The organism is Novosphingobium nitrogenifigens DSM 19370 (genome assembly GCF_000192575.1).
Lineage (GTDB): Bacteria > Pseudomonadota > Alphaproteobacteria > Sphingomonadales > Sphingomonadaceae > Novosphingobium > Novosphingobium nitrogenifigens.
Window position 1 is genome coordinate 585,929 of the sequence record NZ_GL876926.1, and the last position, 21,722, is coordinate 607,650.

Below are 21,722 nucleotides of genomic sequence, written 5' to 3' on the forward strand. Positions count from 1 at the left end.
GCCGTTTCTGTTCGGTGCCGTCTCGGCGGTGGTCGGGGTGGTGTCGATCGTCATCGTCGCGCGTTGTTCGTCGCGGACGAGGGGCGTGGAAACGGCCTGAATCGCGTTGCGGGTCGGCGCCGCCCGGAATGCCCGTCCGGACGGCGCGTCGACCTCGATCAGGCCAGCACTTCGTCGAGAAGGCCGGTCAGGGCGGCCCAGGACTGCCGGTCCGCGCTGGCGTCATAGGCGATTGCCGGAACGCCGCGTGCGTCGCTGCCGGGATCGGTGAAGCCGTGCTTGACCCCGCTATAGGCATGGAAGTGCCAGTTGGCTTGGGCTGCATCCATTTCCTGCCAGAAGCCGAGCACCTGTTCGCGCGGGACGAGCGGGTCGGCGTCGCCGTGGCAGACGAGGATGCGCGGCGCGATCGGGGTTTCCGCCGTGGCGGGGCGCCCGGTCGAGAGGATACCGTGAAAACTGGCGACGAGCGCGAGATCCTCGCCCGCGCGAGCCGCTTCGAGCACCGCCTGACCACCCATGCAATAGCCGATCGCGGCAAGCGTTGCGTCCCCGGCCAAGGCTCGCAGCGTGGCAATGGCAGCGCCGATCCGGCGACGATAGCCATCGACATCGCCGCGCAGGATCCCTGCAAGGGCGACGGCATGGTCGAAGTCGCGGACCGGTTCGCCATAGAAATCGGCAATGAGGACAAGGTGCCCGGCGTCCGCGAGCATCGCTGCCCGGCGTTCCATCGGCGCATTGACGTTCATGATCGTCGGAAAGAGGACGATCGCCCCGCGCGGAGCGCCGACCGGGCGGGCAAGCCACCCGGTCAGTGCCGTCGCGTTATCGGTATAGGCGATGCGTTCGAGGCTCACCGCGCTCATTCCGGCAGGAAGTCCGGCACCGACAGATAGCGTTCGCCGGTATCGTAGTTGAAGCCGAGCACGCGGCTCCCAGCCGGAAGCTCGGGCAGTTTCTGGGCAATGGCAGCCAGCGTCGCGCCCGAGCTGATCCCGACAAGCAGGCCTTCGGTCGTGGCGCAGCGACGTGCCCAGTCCTTGGCAGCGCCCGCATCGACCTGGATCGCGCCTTCGATCGACTGAGTGTGGAGATTGCCGGGAATGAAGCCCGCGCCGATCCCCTGGATCGGGTGGGGTGCGGGCTGGCCGCCGGAAATGACCGGTGACAGGGCGGGTTCCACTGCCCAGGCCTTGAGGCCCGGCCACGACTGCTTCAGCCGCTCGGCGCAGCCGGTCAGGTGTCCGCCGGTGCCGACGCCGGTGATCAGAACGTCGATCGGCGTGTCGGCAAAGTCGGCGAGGATTTCTTCGGCAGTGGTGCGCACGTGAACCGCGACATTGGCCGGGTTCTCGAACTGTTGCGGGATCCACGCGCCCGGGATTTCCTCGACCAGTTGGCGAGCGCGCTCGATCGCGCCCTTCATTCCCTTTTCACGCGGGGTGAGGTCGAACGAGGCGCCATAGGCCAGCATCAGGCGGCGCCGTTCGATCGACATCGATTCGGGCATGACGAGGATCAGCTTGTAACCCTTGACCGCCGCGACCATTGCGAGACCGATGCCGGTGTTGCCCGAGGTCGGCTCGACGATGGTGCCGCCCGGCTTCAGGCTGCCGTCGGCTTCGGCCGTTTCGATCATGGCTAGCGCGATGCGGTCCTTGATTGATCCGCCGGGATTGCCGCGTTCGCTCTTCACCCAGACTTCATGGTCGGGAAACAGGCGGGACAGCCGGATGTGCGGGGTCTTGCCGATGGTTGCCAGTACGGAGTCCGCTTTCATGTCACTTGCTCCCTATGACTTCAAAAAATGGCGACTAAAGTTCGCGAAGGCAGGATGATTGCCGGGGCGCTTGGGTTCATTCGTCGGCGTAACGGACGGCAAAGGTCCGCACACGCCGCAATTCGGGAAATCCGATCGTCCACAGCACGGTGACGACGACCGCGCCCACACCGCCGAAGACGACAGCACCGGTCGCGCCGAGGAGGGCTGCGGCAAGCCCGGATTCCATTTCGCCCAGTTCGTTCGACGCGGAAATGGCAAGGCCCGAAATCGCTGAGACCCGACCGCGCAGGGCATCGGGCACGTGCAACTGGACCAGCGCATTGCGGATGAAGACGGAGATCATGTCTGCCGCGCCGAGCGCCGCGAGAAGCCCGAGCGAAAGGATGAAATCGCGCGAAAGGCCAAAGGCTGCGGTGGCGATGCCATAGGCCGCGACGGCGAGGAGCATCTTGGCTCCGACTTCGCGTTCGATCGGGCGCCGCGCCAGGACGAGGCCTACGGCTGCTGCGCCAAGGCTGGGCATGGCGCGCATGATCCCGAGGCCATAGGACCCGACCGGCTGTCCGTGCCAAGTCAGGATATCGCGCGCATAGACCGGAAGCAGGGCAGTCGCTCCGCCGAGGAGAACGGCAAAGAGATCGAGCGTCACGCAGCCGAGCAGAAACCGGTCGCTGCCGACATAGGTCATGCCTTCGACGATCTGGCGCAGGGGATGGGTGTCGGCATTGCCGGGCGGCGGCGGGACCGGGCGAATGCGAAAGATGCTGATCGTCGCGATCGCCAGTAGGACGCTCGAAAGCGCATAGGGCAGCGAGGGCATGACCGCGAAGAGAATACCCGCGAGCGCGGGACCGCTGACTGCGCCGGTCTGCCACGCCATCGAACTGATCGCGATGGCGCGGGGCATCAGGGCCGCGGGCACGATGTTGGGCGCGATCGAGGATTGGGCCGGGCCGATGAAGCTGCGCGCGGTTCCGTGCAGGGCGCCCAGCGCGAAGAGGAGCGGCAGGTTGAGTGCCCCCAAGGCCGTGGCCGCCGTGAGAACCAGCGCGATCACGAGGTCGATCATGGTTGCAAGCGCGGTCACGTTGCGGCGATCGAACCGGTCGGCAATCACGCCCGCGATCGGCGCGAACAGGATCTGCGGCAGGAACTGGACAAGACCGAGCACGCCGAGCTGAAACGCGGCGGCCTTGATCGACATGCCGTAGGAGCCGCGCGCGATGTCGTAGAGTTGGTAGCCCAGAACTACGACCATCCCGCTGGTCGCAAAAACCGACGTGAAACGGGCGAGCCAGTATCGGCGATAATCGGGAATTGCCAGCGGCGAGGCCGGCAGGTCCTGACTGGGGCGGGGGGCAGCAGAATCGGTCACGTGGCGAGGCATGACAGCGCGCCGGGCCCTTGCCAAGCGCACAAAATGTTTCAGGCGGGAAATCTCAACAAAAAAAGTTGATTTAAAGCCCGTGTGGCCACCCGGCCTTGTGTCCGCAAGGCCGCTGGCGGGACGAAGATCGCGGCTTTGATGTGTCCGGCGTCAGCGGTTGGGGCGCAGGCGGGGATTGGGCTGCAGCGCCTTGATCATCTTGGTGAAGTCATCCATCCGCACGATCCGCTCGAACTGGAAACCGGCGCGGTCCTGATCTGCCCAGACGAGGAAAGCCTCGATCCGTCCGATCTGGGGAAGACGAATGGTCACGCGTTCGCCGCGACCAAGATCGAGCTGACCGCGTGTCATGAAGCCTGTCGTTGACAGGTTGACGATTTGAAGCAGAACGTCGCCGAGCCGACGATGTTCTGCAATCGTGGGCAAATCAACGGGGTGCCGCGTCGAACGGCGTTGATCGGTGACTGAAAGCTGCGCTCCGCCGGACATCGCTCGCCTTTCGTTCAATTGTGGACAGGGCATCCCGCAGCGCGAACGCCGTGCCGGGATGCCTCCAATATCGATCCGAAATGGCTTACATTTCGTAAAGCAACGGAAAGATGGTGCCGGTCGCGGCACGGACTTGCCGGAAAGATTGCGTCAACGATATGGTCGCGGCGGAGCGGACCGGGGGGCGGTGCGTGACCGGAATTTGTCGGGGCACTTGGCCCCGACTGTCAAGCAATGCGCAGAATTCCGTGCTTTTTCTTGCCCGACGAGAGCTTTGCCTCACCGCTGGCGAGAGTGATGTGATAGGCCTCGTCGGTGATCGCGGTGCCGTCGAGACGGGCGCCGCCTCCGGCAATGAGCCGCTTGGCTTCACCACGGCTCGCCGCAAATCCAAGGCCGATCAGCGCGTCGATGATGCCGATGCCGTCCGGGCCCACTTCGAACGTGGGAAGATCCTGTCCGAGTCCGCCCCCGGCGAAGGTCGCCGCCGCCGTCGTTTCAGCCGCACGGGCGGCTTCTTCGCCACGCACGAGGCGGGTGACTTCGTTCGCCAGGACGACCTTGGCCGCATTGATCTCGCTGCCTTGCAGGGCTTCGAGGCGGGCGATTTCATCGAGCGGAAGATCGGTGAACAGCTTGAGGAAGCGGACCACGTCGCGGTCGTCGACATTGCGCCAGTACTGCCAGAAATCGTAGCTCGGCAGCATTTCCTCGTTGAGCCAGACGGCGCCGTTGACGCTCTTGCCCATCTTGGCGCCGTCGGCCGTGGTCAGGAGCGGCGTTGTCAGGCCGAACAGTTCGATCCCGTTCATGCGGCGGGTCAGTTCGATGCCGTTGACGATATTGCCCCACTGGTCCGATCCGCCGAGCTGGAGGCGGCACCCATGACGCAGCGCCAGTTCGCGGAAATCGTAGGCCTGAAGGATCATGTAGTTGAATTCGAGGAACGTCAGCGGCTGTTCGCGTTCGAGCCGCAGCTTGACCGAATCGAACGTCAACATGCGGTTGACCGTGAAATGCGGCCCGACCGTGCGCAGCAGGTCGATATAGCCCAGCGTCGAGAGCCATTCGTCATTGTTGACCATGACGGCGCCGGTCGGACTGTCGCTGAAATCGAGCAGGCGATGAAAGACTTGCGAAATGCCAGCGATGTTCGAGGCGATCGCGTCCTGGGTCAGCAGTTTGCGGCTTTCGTCCTTGCCGCTGGGGTCGCCGACCTTGGTCGTGCCGCCGCCCATCAGGGCAATCGGCTTGTGTCCGGCCTGTTGCAGGCGGCGCAGCAGCATGACCGAGGCGAGGTTGCCGATGTGCAGCGATGGCGCGGTCGCGTCATAGCCGTTATAGGCGACCACGATCCCTTCGCAGGCCAGCTTGTCGAGCCCTTCGGCGTCGGTCAACTGGTGGATATGCCCGCGTTCTGCGAGCAGGCGGAGGAGATCGGACTTGTATTCGCTCATGACTGCCTTCCCTTGGTGTCTGATTGAACAGTCCGGCAATGCGGGATGTTCAATGGGCGGCACCGGCCCTCTCCTCCACCCGACCACCCACGCAAGTGTATGGTATTTGGGCAGTCGGGTGGGGGAGAGGGCCGGTGCCGCCTCCAAAATCCGCCGAGGGGCGGATTTTGAACCAGACTTTTAATGGCCTGCGCCTAGCATGGAGTGTCGCGGTTGGAAATGTTCGAGCTTGCCTTTCATCCGGCCTTTCCGCCGTTGCGCGCGCGTGATGTTGCTGCGCGGATCATGTCGTTCGATCGCGACTGGTGCGTGTTGCGCTGGAAAGTCGATGGTGCCGCCGCCGTGATCGTGCCGCCGTTCGCAGGACGTGCGCGGCAGGATGGCCTTTGGCAGGCGACATGTTTCGAATTGTTCGTCGGCGGAGAAGGGGAAGGCTATGCCGAGTTCAATTTCTCGCCGTCCGAACGCTGGGCCGCCTATGATTTTACCGGCTATCGCGCAGGGCAGGTCGACCGGGCGATGGCGCGCCCGCCGGTCGTGACGCCGCGCCGGGGCGGGGATGTGCTGTTCCTCGATGTGGCGATCCCGACAGCGACATTGCCGCCTCTGCCCTGGCGGTATGGGTTGACGGCGGTGCTCGAAGAGGAAGGGGGCGTCAAATCCTACTGGGCTCTTGCCCATGGCGGCGAACGGCCCGATTTCCACGATCGCGCTTGCTTCGCGGCAAGCCTTGCGGCACCGGGCAAGGCATGACTTTCGCGACTGTCCGCTTCGGCATCGACCGGCTGCTTGCCGATCCCCAACTGCGCAAGCCGCTTATCGGCAAGCGGGTGGCTCTGGTGGCTCACCCCGCGTCGCTGACGGCCGATCTCGTCCATTCGCTCGATGCGCTGGCGGCGCTCGACGAAGTGAACCTGACGGCCGCTTTCGGGCCCCAGCACGGGCTCAAGGGCGACAAGCAGGACAACATGGTCGAAAGCGCGGATTTCATCGATCCCGACCACGGCATTCCGGTCTTCAGTCTTTACGGCGAAGTGCGGCGCCCGACGGCGGCGATGATGGATCATGCCGACGTGTTCCTGTTCGATCTTCAGGACCTGGGCTGCCGCATCTACACGTTCCTGACTACGCTGCTTTACCTTCTCGAAGCGGCATCGGGCACGGGCAAGGCGGTCTGGGTTCTCGATCGCCCCAATCCGGCCGGACGCCCGGTTGAGGGAACGACGCTTGTCGCCGGGCATGAAAGCTTCGTCGGGGCCGGGCCTATCCCGATGCGCTACGGCATGACTCTGGGCGAAATGGGGCGCTGGTTCGTCGAGCATTTCAAGCTCGACGTCGATTATCGCGTGATCGCGATGGAGGGCTGGACGCCCGAGCAAGGACCCGGTTCCGGTTGGCCGGAAAGCCGGATCTGGATCAATCCTTCACCCAATGCAGCAAGCCTCAACATGGCGCGCGCCTATGCCGGGACCGTCATGCTCGAAGGGACGACACTGTCCGAAGGGCGCGGGACGACGCGCCCGCTCGAAGTGCTGTTCGGCGCGCCCGATCTTTCCGCGCGCGACGTGCATGCCGAGATGGTGCGATTGGCACCGGAATGGATCGCGGGCTGCGCCTTGCGCGAATGCTGGTTCGAGCCGACCTTTCACAAACATGTTCATCAGGCCTGCAACGGGCTGATGATCCATGCCGAAGGCCCTTGGTACGATCACCATGCTTTTCGCCCGTGGCGGTTGCAGGCGCTGGCGTTCAAGGCGATCCGGGGGCTATACCCCGACTATCCGATCTGGCGCGATTTTCCCTACGAATACGTGCTCGACCGTCTGGCCATCGATGTCATCAACGGCGGTCCGTCGTTGCGCGAATGGGTGGACGATGCCGCCGCGCAGCCCGGCGATCTCGATGCGCTGGCCACTCCCGACGAAGCGGCCTGGATCGAGGAAAGCCGGGCTTTCCGCCTGTACTGACGTTTCGTTTGGAGCTTAGCTGGCGGCCGGTCCGGTCGCCAGCGCGCGTGCCTTGCTGCTCTGTCGGCGGATGCAATGCGGTGCGCTTTCAGGCATCAGCGCCATGGCGACGAGGCCGACGACGGCAATGGCGGCAAGATACCATGCCAGGACGATCGGCTGGCCGGTGATCTTGAGCAACCAGGTCAGGACCAGTTGGGTCGTGCTTCCCATGACCATGACCGGAATGGTGTAGACGACGGCAAAGGCGCGTGAGCGCATCTTGCGCGGCATGCTTTCGCTGACCGAGGTGAACGCGGCGGAAAACGGCATCGTGCCGAGCCCGGACAGGATCACGTTAACGACCATGAACCCGGCCGGTGTCGGCGCAGCAAGGAACCACGAAAACAACGGCATGATCAGGATGAGAAAGGCAAGCTGGGGCCAGATCATTGCCGGTCGCCGTCCGACCTTGTCGCTCAGCCATCCGCCGACGATCGCCGTCACCAGCCCTGCGCCATTGTTGGCAAGATCGCCCGCCATGCCGACCCAGGCGGGCATGTGCAGCGTGTTTTGCGCGTACGTTGCCATGTAGAGGAAGATGTAGGTGACGGTCGTCCCCGATCCGATCATCAGCATGCCCAGAATGGCGATGCGGACGAAGCCCTTGGGCGTGGCGGTGATTTCTTCCGCCTCGCTCAACGGTTCGTCATGGTGTCCGGGGAATTCGGGCAAAGTGGAACGGATCGCCAGTGCAAAGGGCATGATCGACGTGCCGATCAAGAGGGCGATGCGCCAGCCATAGCTGCCGAGCTGGTCCTCGTTCATGACCAGAGAGAGCAGGAAGCCGACCAGCGCGCCTGCGGTGAAGGCCAGCATCTGGCTCGAATTCTGCCAACTGGAGGCCCAGCCGCGCCGATGCGGGGGGACGGCTTCGAGCATGTAGGTCGTTGCGGCGCCGACTTCGCCGCCAAGCGCGAAGCCCTGGCACAGGCGCGCGGTAATCGCGATGATCGGGGCCGCGATCCCGATCGTGGCATAACCGGGCGTCAGGGCGAGCGTGATGATCCCCATGCCCATCATCGTCATCGACAGGAACATCGCCTTCTTGCGGCCATGGCGGTCGGCATAGCCGCCGATTACCCAGGCGCCGACGGGCCGTGCGACGAACCCCGCGCCGAATGTCGCGAGAGAGGCCATGAGGCTGAGAAAGCCGTTGTTCGAGGGGAAGAAGGCGCGCCCGATCTGGATCGCGAAATAGGCGTATGTGACGAAGTCGTAGAATTCCAGCGCATTGCCTGTGGTCGCGGCGATGATGGCCCTGCGGGCTATGCGGGGGTCATGCTGCGCGGTCGTGGCCATGCGGATCCTTTCGCGGGCGGCCGGGAAGGGGCCGCCCGAAGTCGGGCAATAATCGGCCGCTTGCCACCAAGGTCAAGCGGGCCGGATCGCCCTTTTTGATCCTTCGCGCGAGGGTGCCCTTCCGGGGGTGCGTGCCGGCATCACCCCTTCTTGCGGGTCAGTTCGCGCATGGCGTTGTCGAGCCCCTGCAGCGAGAGGGGGTGCATCGATCCGCCGACGAGATCGCGGATCATGCGTGTCGATTGCGAATAGCCCCATTGCTTTTCGGGAACCGGATTGAGCCAGACGGTCGCGGGATAAGTCTGGGCTACGCGGTTCATCCACACGGCCCCGGCCTCTTCGTTGAAATGTTCGACCGATCCGCCCGGATGGGTGATTTCATAAGGGCTCATCGCGGCGTCGCCGACGAAGATCACCTTGTAGTCGTGACCGTACCTGTGAAGGATGTCCCAGGTATGCGTCCGCTCGGACCAGCGGCGCCGGTTGTCCTTCCACACGCCTTCGTAAAGGCAGTTGTGGAAATAGAAGAATTCCAGATTCTTGAACTCGGCGGTCGCGGCGCTGAACAGTTCCTCGACCAGCTTGATGAACGGGTCCATCGATCCGCCGACGTCGAGAAACAGCAGCAGCTTGACCGCGTTGTGGCGTTCCGGGCGCATGCGGATGTCGAGCCAGCCCTGCCGCGCGGTTCCCTCGATCGTGGCGTCGAGATCGAGTTCGTCGGCAGCCCCTTCGCGAGCAAAGCGACGCAGGCGGCGCAAGGCGACCTTGATGTTGCGGGTGCCCAGCTCGCGCGTGTTGTCGAGATTCTGGAATTCGCGCTTTTCCCAAACCTTGATCGCGCGTTTGTGACGGCTTTCCCCGCCGATGCGCACGCCTTCGGGATTGTAGCCCGAATTGCCGAAGGGGCTGGTTCCGCCGGTGCCGATCCACTTGTTGCCGCCTTGGTGACGGCCTTCCTGTTCCTCCAGACGCTTTTTGAGCGTCTCCATGATCTCGTCCCACGATCCCAGCGACTTGATCGCGGCCATTTCCTCTTCGGTCAGGAACTTTTCCGCAATCGCCTTGAGCCAGTCTTCGGGAACTTCGACGGGGTTCTGGCCGTAATTGGCAAGAACCCCCTTGAACACGCGGTTGAATACCTGGTCGAAGCGATCGAGCAGGCCTTCGTCCTTCACGAAGGTGGCGCGCGACAGGTAATAGAACGCCTCGGGCGTCTGTTCGATCACTTGCTTGTCGAGCGCTTCGAGGAGCACGAGATGCTCCTTGAAACTGGCCTGGATCCCGGCCGCGCGCAGTTCGTCGACGAAATTGAAGAACATGACCGGGTCAGTCCTGTGGCGGGGATGGTGGAGGTGCAGGCTGGCGCGGATGGCGTTCGAGCGCGGGGTCGAACACGGCCCAGCCCGGCGCATCCTGCGTCCAGATTATGGCTTGCGGGGCAAGGTCATGCGGCTGGTCGATGACGCCGAACCGGACTGTCTTCATGTGCGGACGGGCCGAGCTTTGCGCATAGACCTGCGTCCCGCAGGCAGGGCAGAAATGGAACGTCAACGTGTTACCGCTCGCAGCCGTCCAGGTCGAGGAGGCAAGCGGACCGTCGATCGCGACCGCTTCGGCCGGAAAGATCGCGTTGTTGGTCGGACTACCTGCGGCCAGCGTCTGGCACTGGCGGCACCAGCATTGGCGCGTGGCTAGGGGGGCGGCCCCGATCGCCAGCGTGATCGCACCGCATTCGCAGCGCCCGGTATAGGACATCGCTTTTTCTCCGTCAGCTTCCCCGGCGTGCCATGAAGGCAAGCCGTTCGAACAGCATGATGTCCTGTTCGTTTTTCAGCAAGGCACCGTGAAGCGGGGGGATCGCCTTGGTCGGATCGCGATTCTGGAGAACGTCGAGCGGCATGTCCTCGTTGAGCAGGAGCTTGAGCCAGTCGAGCAATTCGGACGTGCTGGGCTTCTTCTTGAGGCCGGGAACGTCGCGCACTTCATAGAAGACCTCAAGCGCGCGGGCGACGAGCGTTTTCTGGATGCCGGGGAAATGCACGTCGATGATCGACTGCATCGTCTCGCGGTCCGGGAACTTGATATAATGGAAAAAGCAGCGGCGCAGGAATGCGTCGGGCAGCTCCTTTTCATTGTTCGAGGTGATGACCACGATCGGACGCTCGCGCGCGGCGATGCGTTCCTGCGTCTCGTAGACGTCGAAGCTCATGCGATCGAGTTCCTGCAACAGGTCGTTGGGAAACTCGATGTCGGCCTTGTCGATCTCGTCGATGAGGAGAACGGGCAGGGTGGGCGCGGTGAAGGCTTCCCACAACTTGCCCTTCTTGATGTAATTGGCGATGTCGTGGACCCGTTCGTCGCCGAGCTGACCATCGCGCAGGCGGGCAACCGCGTCGTATTCATACAGGCCCTGTTGCGCCTTGGTCGTCGACTTGACGTTCCATTCGATCAGGGGGGCGCCGACGGCTTTTGCGATTTCATGGGCAAGGACGGTCTTGCCGGTGCCCGGTTCGCCTTTCACCAGCAAGGGACGGCGCAACAGCACCGCAGCATTGACCGCGACTTTGAGATCTTCGGTGGCGACGTAATTGCTGGTGCCTTCAAAACGCATGGGCTGTCCTGCTTCGTTTAACCAAGTGATTAACGCTATCGCCCTTGCGCGCGATGAGCAAGGGGGCGTGCATCGTCAAATGGTATGGGAAAACGGTTGCATGTCGACGGTCCTCGCGGCACTGGGTGCAAAGGGGACCGCGTTCAGATACGTTTTGGCCAGAGATGGAACACGCAGAGGCTCCTCCCCCTTTCATGGACGCCGGACGAAGCCGGTACAGTGGTGCGCCGCCGCAGTCGCGCTTCATTGCTTTCGTGCTTTCGGGGGCGATTTGTGCGTTGTTGTTGCTGGCGCTGCTGTCGATGGCGGCGATGCGTGATGAAGGGCGGACCGGTGGGGCGATCCTGAGCGCGATCAACCTGTCGCCGCCGCCCGGTGAGAAAACGCCCACGCCCAAGCAGGCCCATCAGGCGGCGAAATCCGCGACGTCGCCACATCAGCAACAGGTCGCGACCGCACCGCCAAAGCTGCCGCCGCGGGTGGAGATCCCCAACGATCACAAGGTCGAGTGGCCCGAAGGCTTCGTGCACATGAGCCACGCTGACCTTGCGGCAGCCGACATCAGCAATATCCATTCCGCGCCGTCGACCGGGAAAAGCGATGCAAGCGCAGGCGGCGGAGGCAATGCCGGTGGCGAAGGTCCGGGTGGGGCGCATCTCTATAGCGCGCAATGGTATCACGAGCCGCGCGATGCCGAAATCCAGGGCTATATGCGGCCGGGGCAGTCGACCGGGCGCTGGGCGGAAATCGCGTGCCGCACCATTCAGGACTATCACGTCGAGGATTGCCACGAACTCGACGAGCAACCGCGCGGATCGGGCATGGCCCGCGTCCTGCGCGAAGCAGCCTGGCAATTCCTCGTCCGCCCCCCGCGTGTGGACGGAAAGTCGTTGGTCGGCACCTGGGTGCGGATCCACTTCGACTTCGACAAGCACCGTCGGGACGACGACGGGTAAGTGCCGCGACCGGCGGCAGGGTCATCCCATGGGAGAGTGATGAAAGCTGGGCTGGTCGGCGTGAAACCGGCCAGCCCAGATCCCCATGACTCAGGGGTGTGAGGCTGTCGTCGTACCGGCAGGCACTGCGGCCGGGGCGGGCGTTGTTGCAGGAGTCTCCGACGCGGCAAGCGGCGTCGCGCTGGGGACTGCGGTCGTAGCGGTGGCTTGCGGCGTGGACGCAGTCTGGGCTGCATTGGCCGCCTTGATTTGCTCGTCGCTCAGGACAGTACCACCGGTAATACGGGAGGGTTCTACCGTTTTCCAGAGTTTGGAAGTGAACTCGTCTTCCTTGGCGAGGTCGAGCGAGCCCTTCCCTGCCCAGAAGCCGGCATGGATGGTGCAGCGAACATATTGTACGTCGCCGGGCTTGAGTGTCAGGAAGATTCCTTCGTCCGACGAGCTCGACGAGTTGTACGTGTGCTTGCCCGGTTCCGCGACCATGATGAAGAAGCGGCCCGGCGGCAGCGAACTGATCTTGGTTTTACCTTCCTTGACCGCACAGCTAACCGCTGAGCCGGCAAATCCGCCGGCGCGAAAGAATACCACTTCCGCCTTTCCGGCAGGTGCCGCCGGAACCGTGATGGCTTCGGGTTTGTCGACGCTGGCCAACGCAGGCGTCGAGAACAACGCCAGCGTTGCCGCCAGCTGAACGAGACGATAATTTACACGCATTTTTGTCCCCCTTGCGACGAGCTCGGCGGCTGTCGCAATCCAGCATGTGTGTGGAGGAACCGCGCATCCAAGGAGATCGCCGGTTCTTCCGTAGTCCCCACTTTCAAATCGATCTTTGCAAGGTGTGATAGTTCACGCCCGCATTTCTATATGGCGGAAAAAAATGTCGGAATAGAATAGCTTTTTTCGGGATTCAGAGCTGTTCTGGACCGATTTTTCTCCTGTTCCTCTTGAACGTGCATTCATTACGGAACGGAGGGCTCAGGCGTCGATCATTTCCGGATCGATGTCGGCGGCGCGGTTCTGGATGAACATGAAGCGATGCTCGGGATTGCGTCCCATCAGGCGGTCGACCAGATCCTTGACCGCGTGGCGCTGCTCGTGCTCGGTGGGCAGGGTGATGCGGATCAACGAACGGGAGGCCGGACTCATCGTCGTTTCCCGCAATTGCTGCGGGTTCATTTCCCCCAGCCCCTTGAAGCGCGAGACTTCGACTTTCTTGCCCTTGAACATGCGGGTTTCGAGTTCCGCGCGATGAGCATCGTCCCGGGCATAGGCGCTCGTCGAACCCGAGGTCAGGCGATAGAGCGGCGGCTGCGCGAGATAGAGGTGCCCGCGCCGGACGACTTCGGGCATTTCCTGAAAGAAGAACGTCATCAGCAAGGTCGCGATATGGGCGCCGTCGACGTCCGCGTCGGTCATGATGATGATGCGGTCGTAACGCAGGGCGTCGGCGTTGCAATCCTTGCGCGTGCCGCAACCGAGGGCAAGACCGAGGTCGGCGATTTCCTGATTGGCGCGGATCTTGTCGGCGGTGGCCGACGCGACGTTCAGGATCTTGCCGCGAATCGGCAGGATCGCCTGGGTCTTGCGGTCGCGGGCCTGCTTGGCACTGCCGCCTGCGCTGTCGCCTTCGACGATGAAGAGTTCAGTCTCGCCGCTGCCTTCGCCCGAACAGTCGGTCAGCTTTCCGGGCAGGCGCAGCTTGCGCGCATTGGTCGCGGTCTTGCGCTTGACCTCGCGCTCGGCCTTGCGGCGCAGGCGCTCGTCCATGCGTTCCATCACCGCACCGAGCAGCGCCTTGCCGCGATCCATGTTGTCGGTGAGGAAGTGATCGAAATGGTCGCGTACGGCCGCTTCGACCAGGCGCGCGGCTTCCGGGCTGGTCAGGCGGTCCTTGGTCTGGCTCTGGAACTGGGGATCGCGGATGAAGACCGACAGCATGACTTCGCTGCCGGTGATCATGTCCTCGGGCGCGATGTCCTTGGCCTTTTTCTGGCCGATCAATTCGCCGAACGCGCGAATGCCGCGGGTCAGAGCCGCGCGCAGCCCCTGTTCATGGGTGCCACCGTCAGGGGTCGGGATGGTATTGCAGTAATAGCTGTACGATCCGTCTGACCACAAAGGCCAGGCGATCGCCCATTCGACGCGGCCCATTTCCTGTCCATCGGGACCGTGCGGGAAATCCTGCCGTCCGGCAAAGGGCATCGTGGTGACGCATTCGCGCCCCGAGACCTGTTCGGCAAGGTGATCGGCAAGGCCGCCGGGAAACTGGAACGTCGCTTCGGCCGGGACATCGTCTCCGGCAAGCGAGGCTGAACATTTCCAGCGGATCTCGACCCCGGCGTAAAGATAGGCCTTGGAGCGTGCGAGACGGAACAGGCGTGCAGGCTTGAACCGCGCGTCGGCGCCGAAGATTTCGGTGTCGGGCACGAAGGTAACGGTCGTCCCGCGCCGATTGGGGGCATTGCCGATCCGGGCGAGCGGAGCCTGTGCCAGCCCGCGTGAAAATTCCTGCGCATAGAGTTCCTTGTTCCGCGCGACTTCGACGCGGGTCAGGACCGAAAGCGCATTGACCACCGAAATGCCGACGCCGTGAAGACCGCCGGAGGTGGCATAGGCCTTGCCCGAAAACTTGCCGCCCGAATGGAGCGTGGTCAGGATCACTTCCAGCGCGGATTTGCCGGGATACTTGGGGTGTTCATCGACCGGGATGCCGCGGCCGTTGTCGCTGATGGTGATGCGTCCGGGGGTGCCGGGCTCTTCCTCCAGCGTGATTTCGATGCGGTTGGCGTGACCGGCGACCGCTTCGTCCATGGCGTTGTCGAGCACTTCGGCAACGAGATGGTGGAGCGCGCGTTCATCGGTGCCGCCGATATACATGCCGGGGCGGCGACGGACCGGTTCGAGTCCTTCGAGGACTTCGATGGCGGAGCCGTCGTAGCTTTCCGCCGCAGGCGAACCGGGCTCTTTGTCGAACAGGTCATCGGCCATGGACAAGGACATAGCGGAACCGGGAATCCCGGCGCAAGGCGTCGTTGGTCCTTATCCCGACCTTTTTGCGGCCATTTACGGGGCGCAGCCTTTCGTGGCGCGCCCCTTGGTCCTTAATTCGACAGGCGTTGCGGGGCAGGGCTGACCGTCACGAACGTGCCGGTTCCCACTTCGCGCACTTCCATCGCCCGTTCGGCGACGCCGAAGTCGTTGAAGCGGAACACGCCGTCGATGCCGATGAAGCCGTCGGGATCGAACAGGCGAGCGGTCGGGAACACTGTCTCGGGCTTCCACGCCCGCGCGACATTGAGCGTCAACAGCACGGAATCGTATCCCAGCGTCGCGATGCGCGGCGGATTGGCGCCAAAGCGGTTGCGATAGGACCGCTCGAACTGCCCGTAACGCTGATCGGAAATCGTCGCGAACCAGCTGCCGCGCATGGCCGGCGTTCGCGCGACCGCGCCGTCACCGGCCCAGAGTTCGGTCCCCAGAAGGCGCACACCATGGGCAAACGGGGCCGCGAGCAAGGCGATACGCGGACCGTCGGCGACGAGAATGGCGTCGACCTGGCCCTTGGCCTTGACCCGGCGGATCGCGCTGCCGACCGAAGTGTTGGTGCGTTGGTACGTTTCGATGTCGGTGATGCGGACACCGGCCGTGCGTGCGGCGCTGTTGAAGGCGAGTGCCACCCGTTGGCCATAGGTTCCTGCCGGAATGAGCGCACCGATTGCGGTGACGCCGTGGGCGCGGGCGTAATTCACGACGCGAGCGACCGACTGGCCGGGGATCTGCCCCATGACCAGCACATCGCGGGCGGCGACTGCCGGATCATTGGAATACGTGATCATCGGCACGTGGGCCGGACGCGCGATGGCGGCAACCGCGCTGACGTCCTCGGCCGAAAGCGGGCCGAGGATGAGCTTGTTGCCGTCCGCGATCGCGCGCGAGGCTGCAGCGCCCGCACCGGTCATCGTGTCGTAGGTCGTGATGCGCAGGTTTTGCGCATTGGTGTCAAGCAGGGCCAGCGTGGTCGCATTGGCCAGCGCCTGTCCGACAAGGGCATTGGCGCCGCTCATCGGGACGAGCAGTGCGATGCGATGGCGATTGCTGTCGCTGGGCAGGACATTGGCGTCGGGCGCAGTCTCGGTGGGCCGCTGCACGGGCGGGGGCGCCTTGGGCTTGGGGACCACGGCGCAGCCTGCGAGCAGCGCGAGCGTGCCGGCAACGACAAACCTCCGCGCCATCCCGGTCCTGCGGGTCCTGGTGGTGTCAGTGCCCTGGGGCCTGCGACGGTTGTCCATGTCGCTCATCATCCGCTTGCCTCATTCCCATGCATCGGTCCATGCTGAACCGATGGAAACCAATTCGCTCGCCCCCGGGCTCTATATAGTCGCAACTCCGATTGGCAATCTTGGTGACATGACCCGCCGTGCGATCGATGTGCTCGGTGCTGTCTCGGTCATAGCCTGCGAGGATACCCGCGTCACGGGCAAGCTGCTTTCGCATCTGGGCATTCGCAAGCCGATGCGGCGCTATGACGACCATGCCGATGCTTCTGCGCGCGATGGCTTGCTCGAACTCATGCGCAGCGAGCCGGTCGCGCTCGTGTCGGATGCCGGAACGCCGCTCATTTCCGATCCGGGGTATCGCCTGGTCCGCGCTGCCCGTGCCGAAGGGATTGCTGTGACAAGCCTTCCGGGGCCGAGCGCAGTCATCACCGCGCTGACGCTCGCCGGGCTTCCGACCGATCGTTTCATGTTTGCCGGGTTTCTGCCCGCCAAGGAAAAGGCGCGGGCGGACACGCTGGCGGAATTGGCTGCGGTTCCCGCAACACTCGTCTTCTATGATACCGGGCCGCGCCTTGCCGACACGCTCGATGCCATGGCCGTTCACCTGCCCGGACGGGAGATTGCCGTCGCGCGCGAACTGACCAAACTTTTCGAGGAATGCCGTAGCGGCAGTGCTGCCGATCTTGCCGATCATTACCGTTCCCATCCACCCAAGGGCGAGATCGTCGTTCTCGCAGGGCCGCCCCAGGCGCCCGAGGCGCCCGACGAGGATACCGTCGAGACCGCTCTGCGCGAAGCCTTGACCCGCTTGCCGCCGTCGCAGGCGGCCAAAGAAGTCGCCCGCGCATTCGGCCTCGACCGGAAGGATCTCTACGCCCGCGCGCTTTCGCTTCCATGAACCGAGGTGGCCGGAACCGCAGCACTGCTGATCGGAAGGGGCACAAGGGCGAAGGCCTCGCGGCGTTCTATCTGCAGTGCAAGGGATGGCGCGTGCTCGCCCGGCGACAGCGGGTCGGACAGGGACGGGGCGTGGGCGAGGTCGACCTTGTCGTGCGACGGGGGCGGACCGTCGCCTTTGTCGAAGTCAAATGGCGGAGCGATGTGCGCTCGCTCGATCAGGCGCTCGACGAACAACGCCTGCGCCGGGTGGCGCGCGCGGCGCAGGCGATGGTCCATCGCTTTGCCCGGCCCGACGATGTGACGCGCATCGACGCGATACTGCTTGCGCCATGGCATTGGCCGCGCCACATCACCCATGTCTGGCAACCTTGAAATCAGTTGCTTTCGCTCAAGGATTCTTAACGTCATGGCCATTCGCGTCGCGGTTCAGATGGACCCGCTCGCCTCGATCAACATCGCCGGGGATTCCTCCTTTCACCTGATGCTGGCAGCACAGGCGCGGGGGCATGAACTGTTCTATTACGACGTCAAGTCGCTCGGCTGGCAGGCGGGGCGGGTGACGGCCGACGCCGCTCCGGTCAAGGTGCAGCGCGTCGCCGGGGACCATTACGAACTGGGCGAGATGCGCAAGATCGACCTCGGCAGCGATGCCGACGTCGTGCTGATGCGCCAGGACCCGCCATTCGATCTGGGCTATATCACCGCGACCCACCTGCTCGAGCGGCTGGAAGGCGAAACGCTGGTGGTCAACGATCCGCGCTCGGTGCGCAATTCGCCCGAGAAAGTCTATGTGCTCGACTACGCGCGCTTCATGCCGCCGACGTTGATCACGCGCTCGGCTGCCGATGTCCGCGCTTTCCAAAAGGAAATGGGCACGGTGCCGGTGGTGGTGAAGCCTCTTCACGGCAATGGCGGCAAGGCGGTTTTCCGGATCGAGGCCGATGGCGGGAACCTTTCGGCTCTGGCCGAGCTGTTCGGGCAGGTCTGGCCCGAGCCCTTCATGGTTCAGCCTTTCCTTCCCGAAGTTGCCGAAGGGGACAAGCGCATCGTTCTGGTCGATGGCGAAGTGCTCGGCGCGATCAACCGCAAGCCGGGCGAGGGGGAATTCCGGTCGAACCTTGCCGTGGGTGGTTATGCCGAAAAGACCGGCCTGACCGAGCGGGAAGCGGAAATCTGCGAGGCGCTGGGGCCTGAACTCAAGCGGCTTGGGCTGGTCTTCGTCGGCATCGACGTGATCGGCGGCAAGTGGCTGACCGAAATCAACGTGACCTCGCCGACCGGGCTTGTCGCCATCGAGAAGTTCGACGGCACCGACACCGGCGGGGCGATCTGGGATGCGATCGAGCGCCGTCTCGGGGCCAAGGGATGAGCGAGGACGGCAAGTCTGATCCGGCCAAGGGCGGGAACTCGATCAAGACCGATCGGCGCGATTTTCTCGGCAGTCTGGCTGTCGGGTTGGGGGCGGCCATGGCGGGCGGCGTCGCGGATGCGGCCCCTGTGGGCAAGTCTGCGGAGAAGCCTGTTCGCAGGGATGTGGACAATGCCCTTCGCGCCGAAATCGACACGGTCGTGGTGATCTTTGCGGAAAACCGCAGTTTCAATTGCCTGTTCGCCGACTTCCCCGGACTTGCCGAACCGCTTTCCTCGGTCCCGCCCGAGCGGGCCCGCCAGCGGGATCGCGATGGATCGATCCTGCCGCACTTGCCGCCGGTCTGGGACGGCATGGTCCCGGTCGAGCAGGTGGTCGAGCATCGCGCTCACAAGATCGGTCAGGCCGATCTGCCGAAGATCCCGAACGGTCCCTTTGCGCTGTCCACCCCGGCGGGCGATCCGCTGCCGACAGGCCTCGTGACGCGCGATCTGGTTCACCAGTTCTATGAAAACCAGTTGCAGATCAATGGCGGCGCGAACGACATGTTCGTGGCTTGGGGGGACAGCGGCGGCCTTGTCATGGGGCATTATGCGCAGACCCGGCGCGATCTTCGCCTGTGGCAACTGGCGCGCGAATTTACGCTGTGCGACCGTTTTTTCATGGGAGCGTTCGGGGGGTCGTTCCTCAATCATCAGTATCTGATCGCCGCACAGCCGCCGGTCTATCCCCATGCCGACCGCAGCATTGCCCGCGACATGATCGCGCAGCTTGAAGACGGTCCGGGCGGTATCCGGTTGAAGCGGGAAGCTACGACGAAGCCCAGCGCGATCGACAGCCCGGCCGACTTCGTCGCGAGCCAGATCGCGCCGCCCGCGCCGGGTTATCCCGACTTTCACGCGGTCAACACCATGCTGCCGCCGTTCGTGCCTTCGCCTTATCCCGATCCGGCAAAGCCGGGCTGGGCCGACGCCCGGCGTGCGATCAATCTGGTTCCGCAACATCACGACACCATCGGCAGCAAGCTCGACAAGGCCGGGGTCGATTGGGCGTGGTATGCGGGCGGCTGGCAGATCGCGGTGCAAGGTGCCGGGGACGACGGGCAGTTTCCGCCCAATCCCAATTTCCAGTATCATCACCAGCCGTTCAATTATTTCGCCGCATTGGGTCCCGACCGGGAAGCGCGGGCAAGGCATTTGCGCGATGCGGGCCTCGGCGACAATGCGCGGACCAACCACTTCCTTGCGGACGTGGAAACCGGAAAGCTGCCGCCGGTCACGTTCTACAAGCCGCAGGGCAATCTCAACATGCATGCGGGCTATTCCGACGTCGATTCGGGGGACCGCCATATCGCTGCTGTCGTCGATGCTTTGCGCAATGGTCCGCAATGGGACCGGATGATGATCGTCATCACTTTCGACGAAAACGGCGGATGGTGGGACCACGTCGCCCCGCCCGAGGGGGATCGCTGGGGACCGGGCACGCGCGTTCCCGCTCTGGTGATCAGCCCCCATGCAAAGAAGGGGCACGTCGATCACACGACGTACGACACCGGCTCGATTGCGCGCTTCATCACGCGCCGGTTCGGGCTGGAAAAGCTCGACGGTCTTGCCCTGCGCGAGCGGTCGATGGTCGCGGCAGGTGGTCCGGCACCGGGCGATCTCACTGAGGCGCTCGATCTGGGCTGAACAGGCTGCGAATGAGCACGTTGGAACGAAAAAGGCCCCGTCCATGTGGTGGACGGGGCCTTTTCTTTTCAAAGCTGACGAGCCGTTATACGGACCTGCAATGAGATGAACTCATCGCAGGTTGGTATTACTCGGCGGGCGTTTCGCCTGCCAGCCACTGTTCGAGATACTTGATCGAATAATCGCCGTTCAGGAACACCGGATCTTCGAGCAGGCGCTGATGCAGCGGGATCGAGGTCTTGACCCCTTCGATCACCATTTCCTCGAGCGCGCGCTTGAGCCGCATGATGCAGCCTTCACGGGTGCGACCATAGACGATCAGCTTGGCGATCATCGAATCGTAATAGGGCGGAATGCGGTATCCCGCATAAAGCCCGGAATCGACGCGGACATGCATCCCGCCCGAGGCGTGATAGGTCGTCACCAGCCCCGGCGAAGGGGTGAAGTTGAACGGATCTTCCGCATTGATGCGGCATTCGATCGCGTGGCCCTTGAACTCGATTTCATCCTGCGTGACCGACAGCGGGCGGCCGTCGGCGATGCGGATCTGTTCGCGGACCAGATCGACGCCGGTGATCGCTTCGGTCACCGGGTGTTCGACCTGAAGACGGGTGTTCATTTCGATGAAATAGAACTCGCCGTTTTCCCACAGGAACTCGATCGTGCCCGCACCGCGATAGCCCATGTCGGCCATGGCCTTGGACACGATGCCGCCCATGCGTTCGCGTTCCTCGGACGAAATGACCGGCGAGGGTGCTTCTTCGAGGACTTTCTGGTGGCGGCGCTGGAGCGAACAGTCGCGTTCGCCCAGATGGATCGCCTTGCCGTTGCCGTCGCCGAAAATCTGGAATTCGATGTGGCGCGGATTGCCCAGATACTTTTCCAGATAGACGGTGGCATCGCCGAAGGCCGCCTTGGCTTCGTTGCCTGCCTGCTGCATCAGCCGTTCGAGTTCGTCGGGGCCGTTGCAGACTTTCATCCCGCGACCACCGCCGCCCGAAGCGGCCTTGATGATCACCGGATAGCCGATTTCTTCGGCGATCCTGGCTGCGACTTCGGGGTCCTCGATCGCACCGTCAGAGCCGGGTACCAGCGGCAGGCCGAGCTTTCCGGCCGTGCGCTTGGCTTCGACTTTGTCGCCCATCGTGCGGATGTGTTCCGGCTTGGGGCCGATCCAGGTGATGCCGTGCGCTTCGACGATCTCGGCGAACTTGGCGTTTTCCGAAAGGAAGCCATAGCCCGGGTGGATCGCGTCGGCCTGGGTGATTTCGGCCGCGGAAATGATTGCCGCGATGTTGAGGTAGCTGTCCTTCGCGGCGGGCGGGCCGATGCAGACCGCATGGTCGGCAAGGCGCACATGCATGGCGTCGGCGTCGGCGGTGGAGTGCACCGCAACGGTTTCGATCCCCATTTCGCGCGCGGCACGATGGATGCGCAGCGCGATTTCGCCGCGATTGGCAATGAGCAGGCGCTTGATGGCCATCAGCGGAT

At 63.7% G+C, this 21,722-nt stretch carries 20 protein-coding genes; 7 read left to right on the forward strand and 13 right to left on the reverse strand.

The annotated features are described in order from the left end of the window. Positions 1-158 precede the first annotated feature (158 nt). The 5 genes from Y88_RS02975 to tyrS all read right to left on the reverse strand — a co-directional run bounded on the left by Y88_RS02975 (position 159) and on the right by tyrS (position 5,119). A complete protein-coding gene (locus Y88_RS02975; RefSeq protein WP_008066150.1) occupies positions 159-869 on the reverse strand; it encodes a dienelactone hydrolase family protein in 711 nt (236 codons plus the stop codon). Next, the gene (gene cysK, locus Y88_RS02980) at positions 866-1,783 is read right to left on the reverse strand and encodes a cysteine synthase A (protein ID WP_008066152.1); all 918 of its coding nucleotides are present in this window, start codon (positions 1,781-1,783) and stop codon (positions 866-868) included. Before cysK ends, Y88_RS02975 begins: the two co-directional genes overlap by 4 nt. A 76-nt stretch (positions 1,784-1,859) precedes the next feature. Further along, on the reverse strand, positions 1,860-3,173 hold the full coding sequence (locus Y88_RS02985; RefSeq protein WP_018075429.1) for an MFS transporter: 1,314 nt from the start codon (positions 3,171-3,173) through the stop codon (positions 1,860-1,862). Between the two features lie 150 nt (positions 3,174-3,323). Next, positions 3,324-3,662 (reverse strand): hypothetical protein, encoded by a 339-nt coding sequence (locus Y88_RS02990; RefSeq protein ID WP_008066155.1) that lies wholly within the window; start codon positions 3,660-3,662, stop codon positions 3,324-3,326. A gap of 227 nt (positions 3,663-3,889) precedes the next feature. Next, complete coding sequence (gene tyrS / locus Y88_RS02995; RefSeq protein WP_008066157.1) at positions 3,890-5,119, reverse strand: tyrosine--tRNA ligase; 1,230 nt, start codon at positions 5,117-5,119, stop codon at positions 3,890-3,892. A gap of 219 nt (positions 5,120-5,338) precedes the next feature. On the opposite strand from tyrS, the gene Y88_RS03000 reads away from it, so the two are divergent. Next, positions 5,339-5,872, forward strand: a complete 534-nt coding sequence (locus Y88_RS03000; protein ID WP_008066158.1) for a DOMON-like domain-containing protein — start codon at positions 5,339-5,341, stop codon at positions 5,870-5,872. After that, entirely contained in the window at positions 5,869-7,086 is a 1,218-nt protein-coding gene (locus Y88_RS03005; RefSeq protein ID WP_008066165.1) for an exo-beta-N-acetylmuramidase NamZ family protein, read from the forward strand. Before Y88_RS03000 ends, Y88_RS03005 begins: the two co-directional genes overlap by 4 nt. Before the next feature lie 15 nt (positions 7,087-7,101). Here the strand turns inward: Y88_RS03005 and Y88_RS03010 are convergent, their stop codons facing one another. The 4 genes from Y88_RS03010 to Y88_RS03025 form a co-directional block, all read right to left on the reverse strand. Beyond that, the gene (locus tag Y88_RS03010) at positions 7,102-8,427 is read right to left on the reverse strand and encodes an MFS transporter (RefSeq protein ID WP_008066166.1); all 1,326 of its coding nucleotides are present in this window, start codon (positions 8,425-8,427) and stop codon (positions 7,102-7,104) included. Between the two features lie 140 nt (positions 8,428-8,567). Next, positions 8,568-9,749: a vWA domain-containing protein gene (locus Y88_RS03015; protein WP_008066167.1), complete on the reverse strand. Its 1,182-nt coding sequence runs from the start codon at positions 9,747-9,749 to the stop codon at positions 8,568-8,570. A 7-nt stretch (positions 9,750-9,756) separates the two neighbouring features. After that, positions 9,757-10,185: a GFA family protein gene (locus tag Y88_RS03020; RefSeq protein ID WP_008066168.1), complete on the reverse strand. Its 429-nt coding sequence runs from the start codon at positions 10,183-10,185 to the stop codon at positions 9,757-9,759. A 13-nt stretch (positions 10,186-10,198) separates the two neighbouring features. Then, entirely contained in the window at positions 10,199-11,041 is an 843-nt protein-coding gene (locus tag Y88_RS03025; RefSeq protein ID WP_008066173.1) for an AAA family ATPase, read from the reverse strand. A 194-nt stretch (positions 11,042-11,235) separates the two neighbouring features. On the opposite strand from Y88_RS03025, the gene Y88_RS03030 reads away from it, so the two are divergent. Next, positions 11,236-11,997: a hypothetical protein gene (locus Y88_RS03030; protein WP_008066176.1), complete on the forward strand. Its 762-nt coding sequence runs from the start codon at positions 11,236-11,238 to the stop codon at positions 11,995-11,997. 90 nt (positions 11,998-12,087) lie between these two features. On the opposite strand, the gene Y88_RS03035 is transcribed toward Y88_RS03030, so the two are convergent. From Y88_RS03035 to Y88_RS03045, 3 genes are all read right to left on the reverse strand, one after another. Beyond that, positions 12,088-12,711 (reverse strand): hypothetical protein, encoded by a 624-nt coding sequence (locus Y88_RS03035; protein ID WP_008066177.1) that lies wholly within the window; start codon positions 12,709-12,711, stop codon positions 12,088-12,090. 261 nt (positions 12,712-12,972) lie between these two features. Continuing rightward, positions 12,973-14,985 (reverse strand): DNA topoisomerase IV subunit B, encoded by a 2,013-nt coding sequence (parE, locus tag Y88_RS03040; RefSeq protein WP_008066179.1) that lies wholly within the window; start codon positions 14,983-14,985, stop codon positions 12,973-12,975. Positions 14,986-15,098: 113 nt separating this feature from the next. Next, the gene (locus Y88_RS03045; RefSeq protein ID WP_008066189.1) at positions 15,099-16,229 is read right to left on the reverse strand and encodes a penicillin-binding protein activator; all 1,131 of its coding nucleotides are present in this window, start codon (positions 16,227-16,229) and stop codon (positions 15,099-15,101) included. 55 nt (positions 16,230-16,284) lie between these two features. Here Y88_RS03045 and rsmI point away from each other — a divergent pair, with 55 nt between their 5' ends. From rsmI to acpA, 4 genes are read left to right on the forward strand one after another with little or no spacing between them, the layout of a single operon-like run. Continuing rightward, entirely contained in the window at positions 16,285-17,172 is an 888-nt protein-coding gene (gene rsmI, locus Y88_RS03050; protein WP_008066195.1) for a 16S rRNA (cytidine(1402)-2'-O)-methyltransferase, read from the forward strand. Next, positions 17,169-17,546, forward strand: coding sequence for a YraN family protein (locus Y88_RS03055; protein ID WP_018075427.1), 378 nt, complete (start codon positions 17,169-17,171; stop codon positions 17,544-17,546). Before rsmI ends, Y88_RS03055 begins: the two co-directional genes overlap by 4 nt. Before the next feature lie 34 nt (positions 17,547-17,580). Continuing rightward, positions 17,581-18,543, forward strand: a complete 963-nt coding sequence (gene gshB / locus Y88_RS03060; protein WP_008066202.1) for a glutathione synthase — start codon at positions 17,581-17,583, stop codon at positions 18,541-18,543. Continuing rightward, positions 18,540-20,231 carry an acid phosphatase gene (gene acpA, locus Y88_RS03065; protein WP_008066203.1) on the forward strand — a complete coding sequence of 564 codons (1,692 nt, stop codon included), beginning with the start codon at positions 18,540-18,542 and terminating at the stop codon, positions 20,229-20,231. Before gshB ends, acpA begins: the two co-directional genes overlap by 4 nt. Before the next feature lie 127 nt (positions 20,232-20,358). Here acpA and accC read toward each other — a convergent pair whose 3' ends face one another. Beyond that, a complete protein-coding gene (gene accC / locus Y88_RS03070) occupies positions 20,359-21,714 on the reverse strand; it encodes an acetyl-CoA carboxylase biotin carboxylase subunit (RefSeq protein ID WP_018075426.1) in 1,356 nt (451 codons plus the stop codon). Between the last annotated feature and the right edge of the window lie 8 nt (positions 21,715-21,722).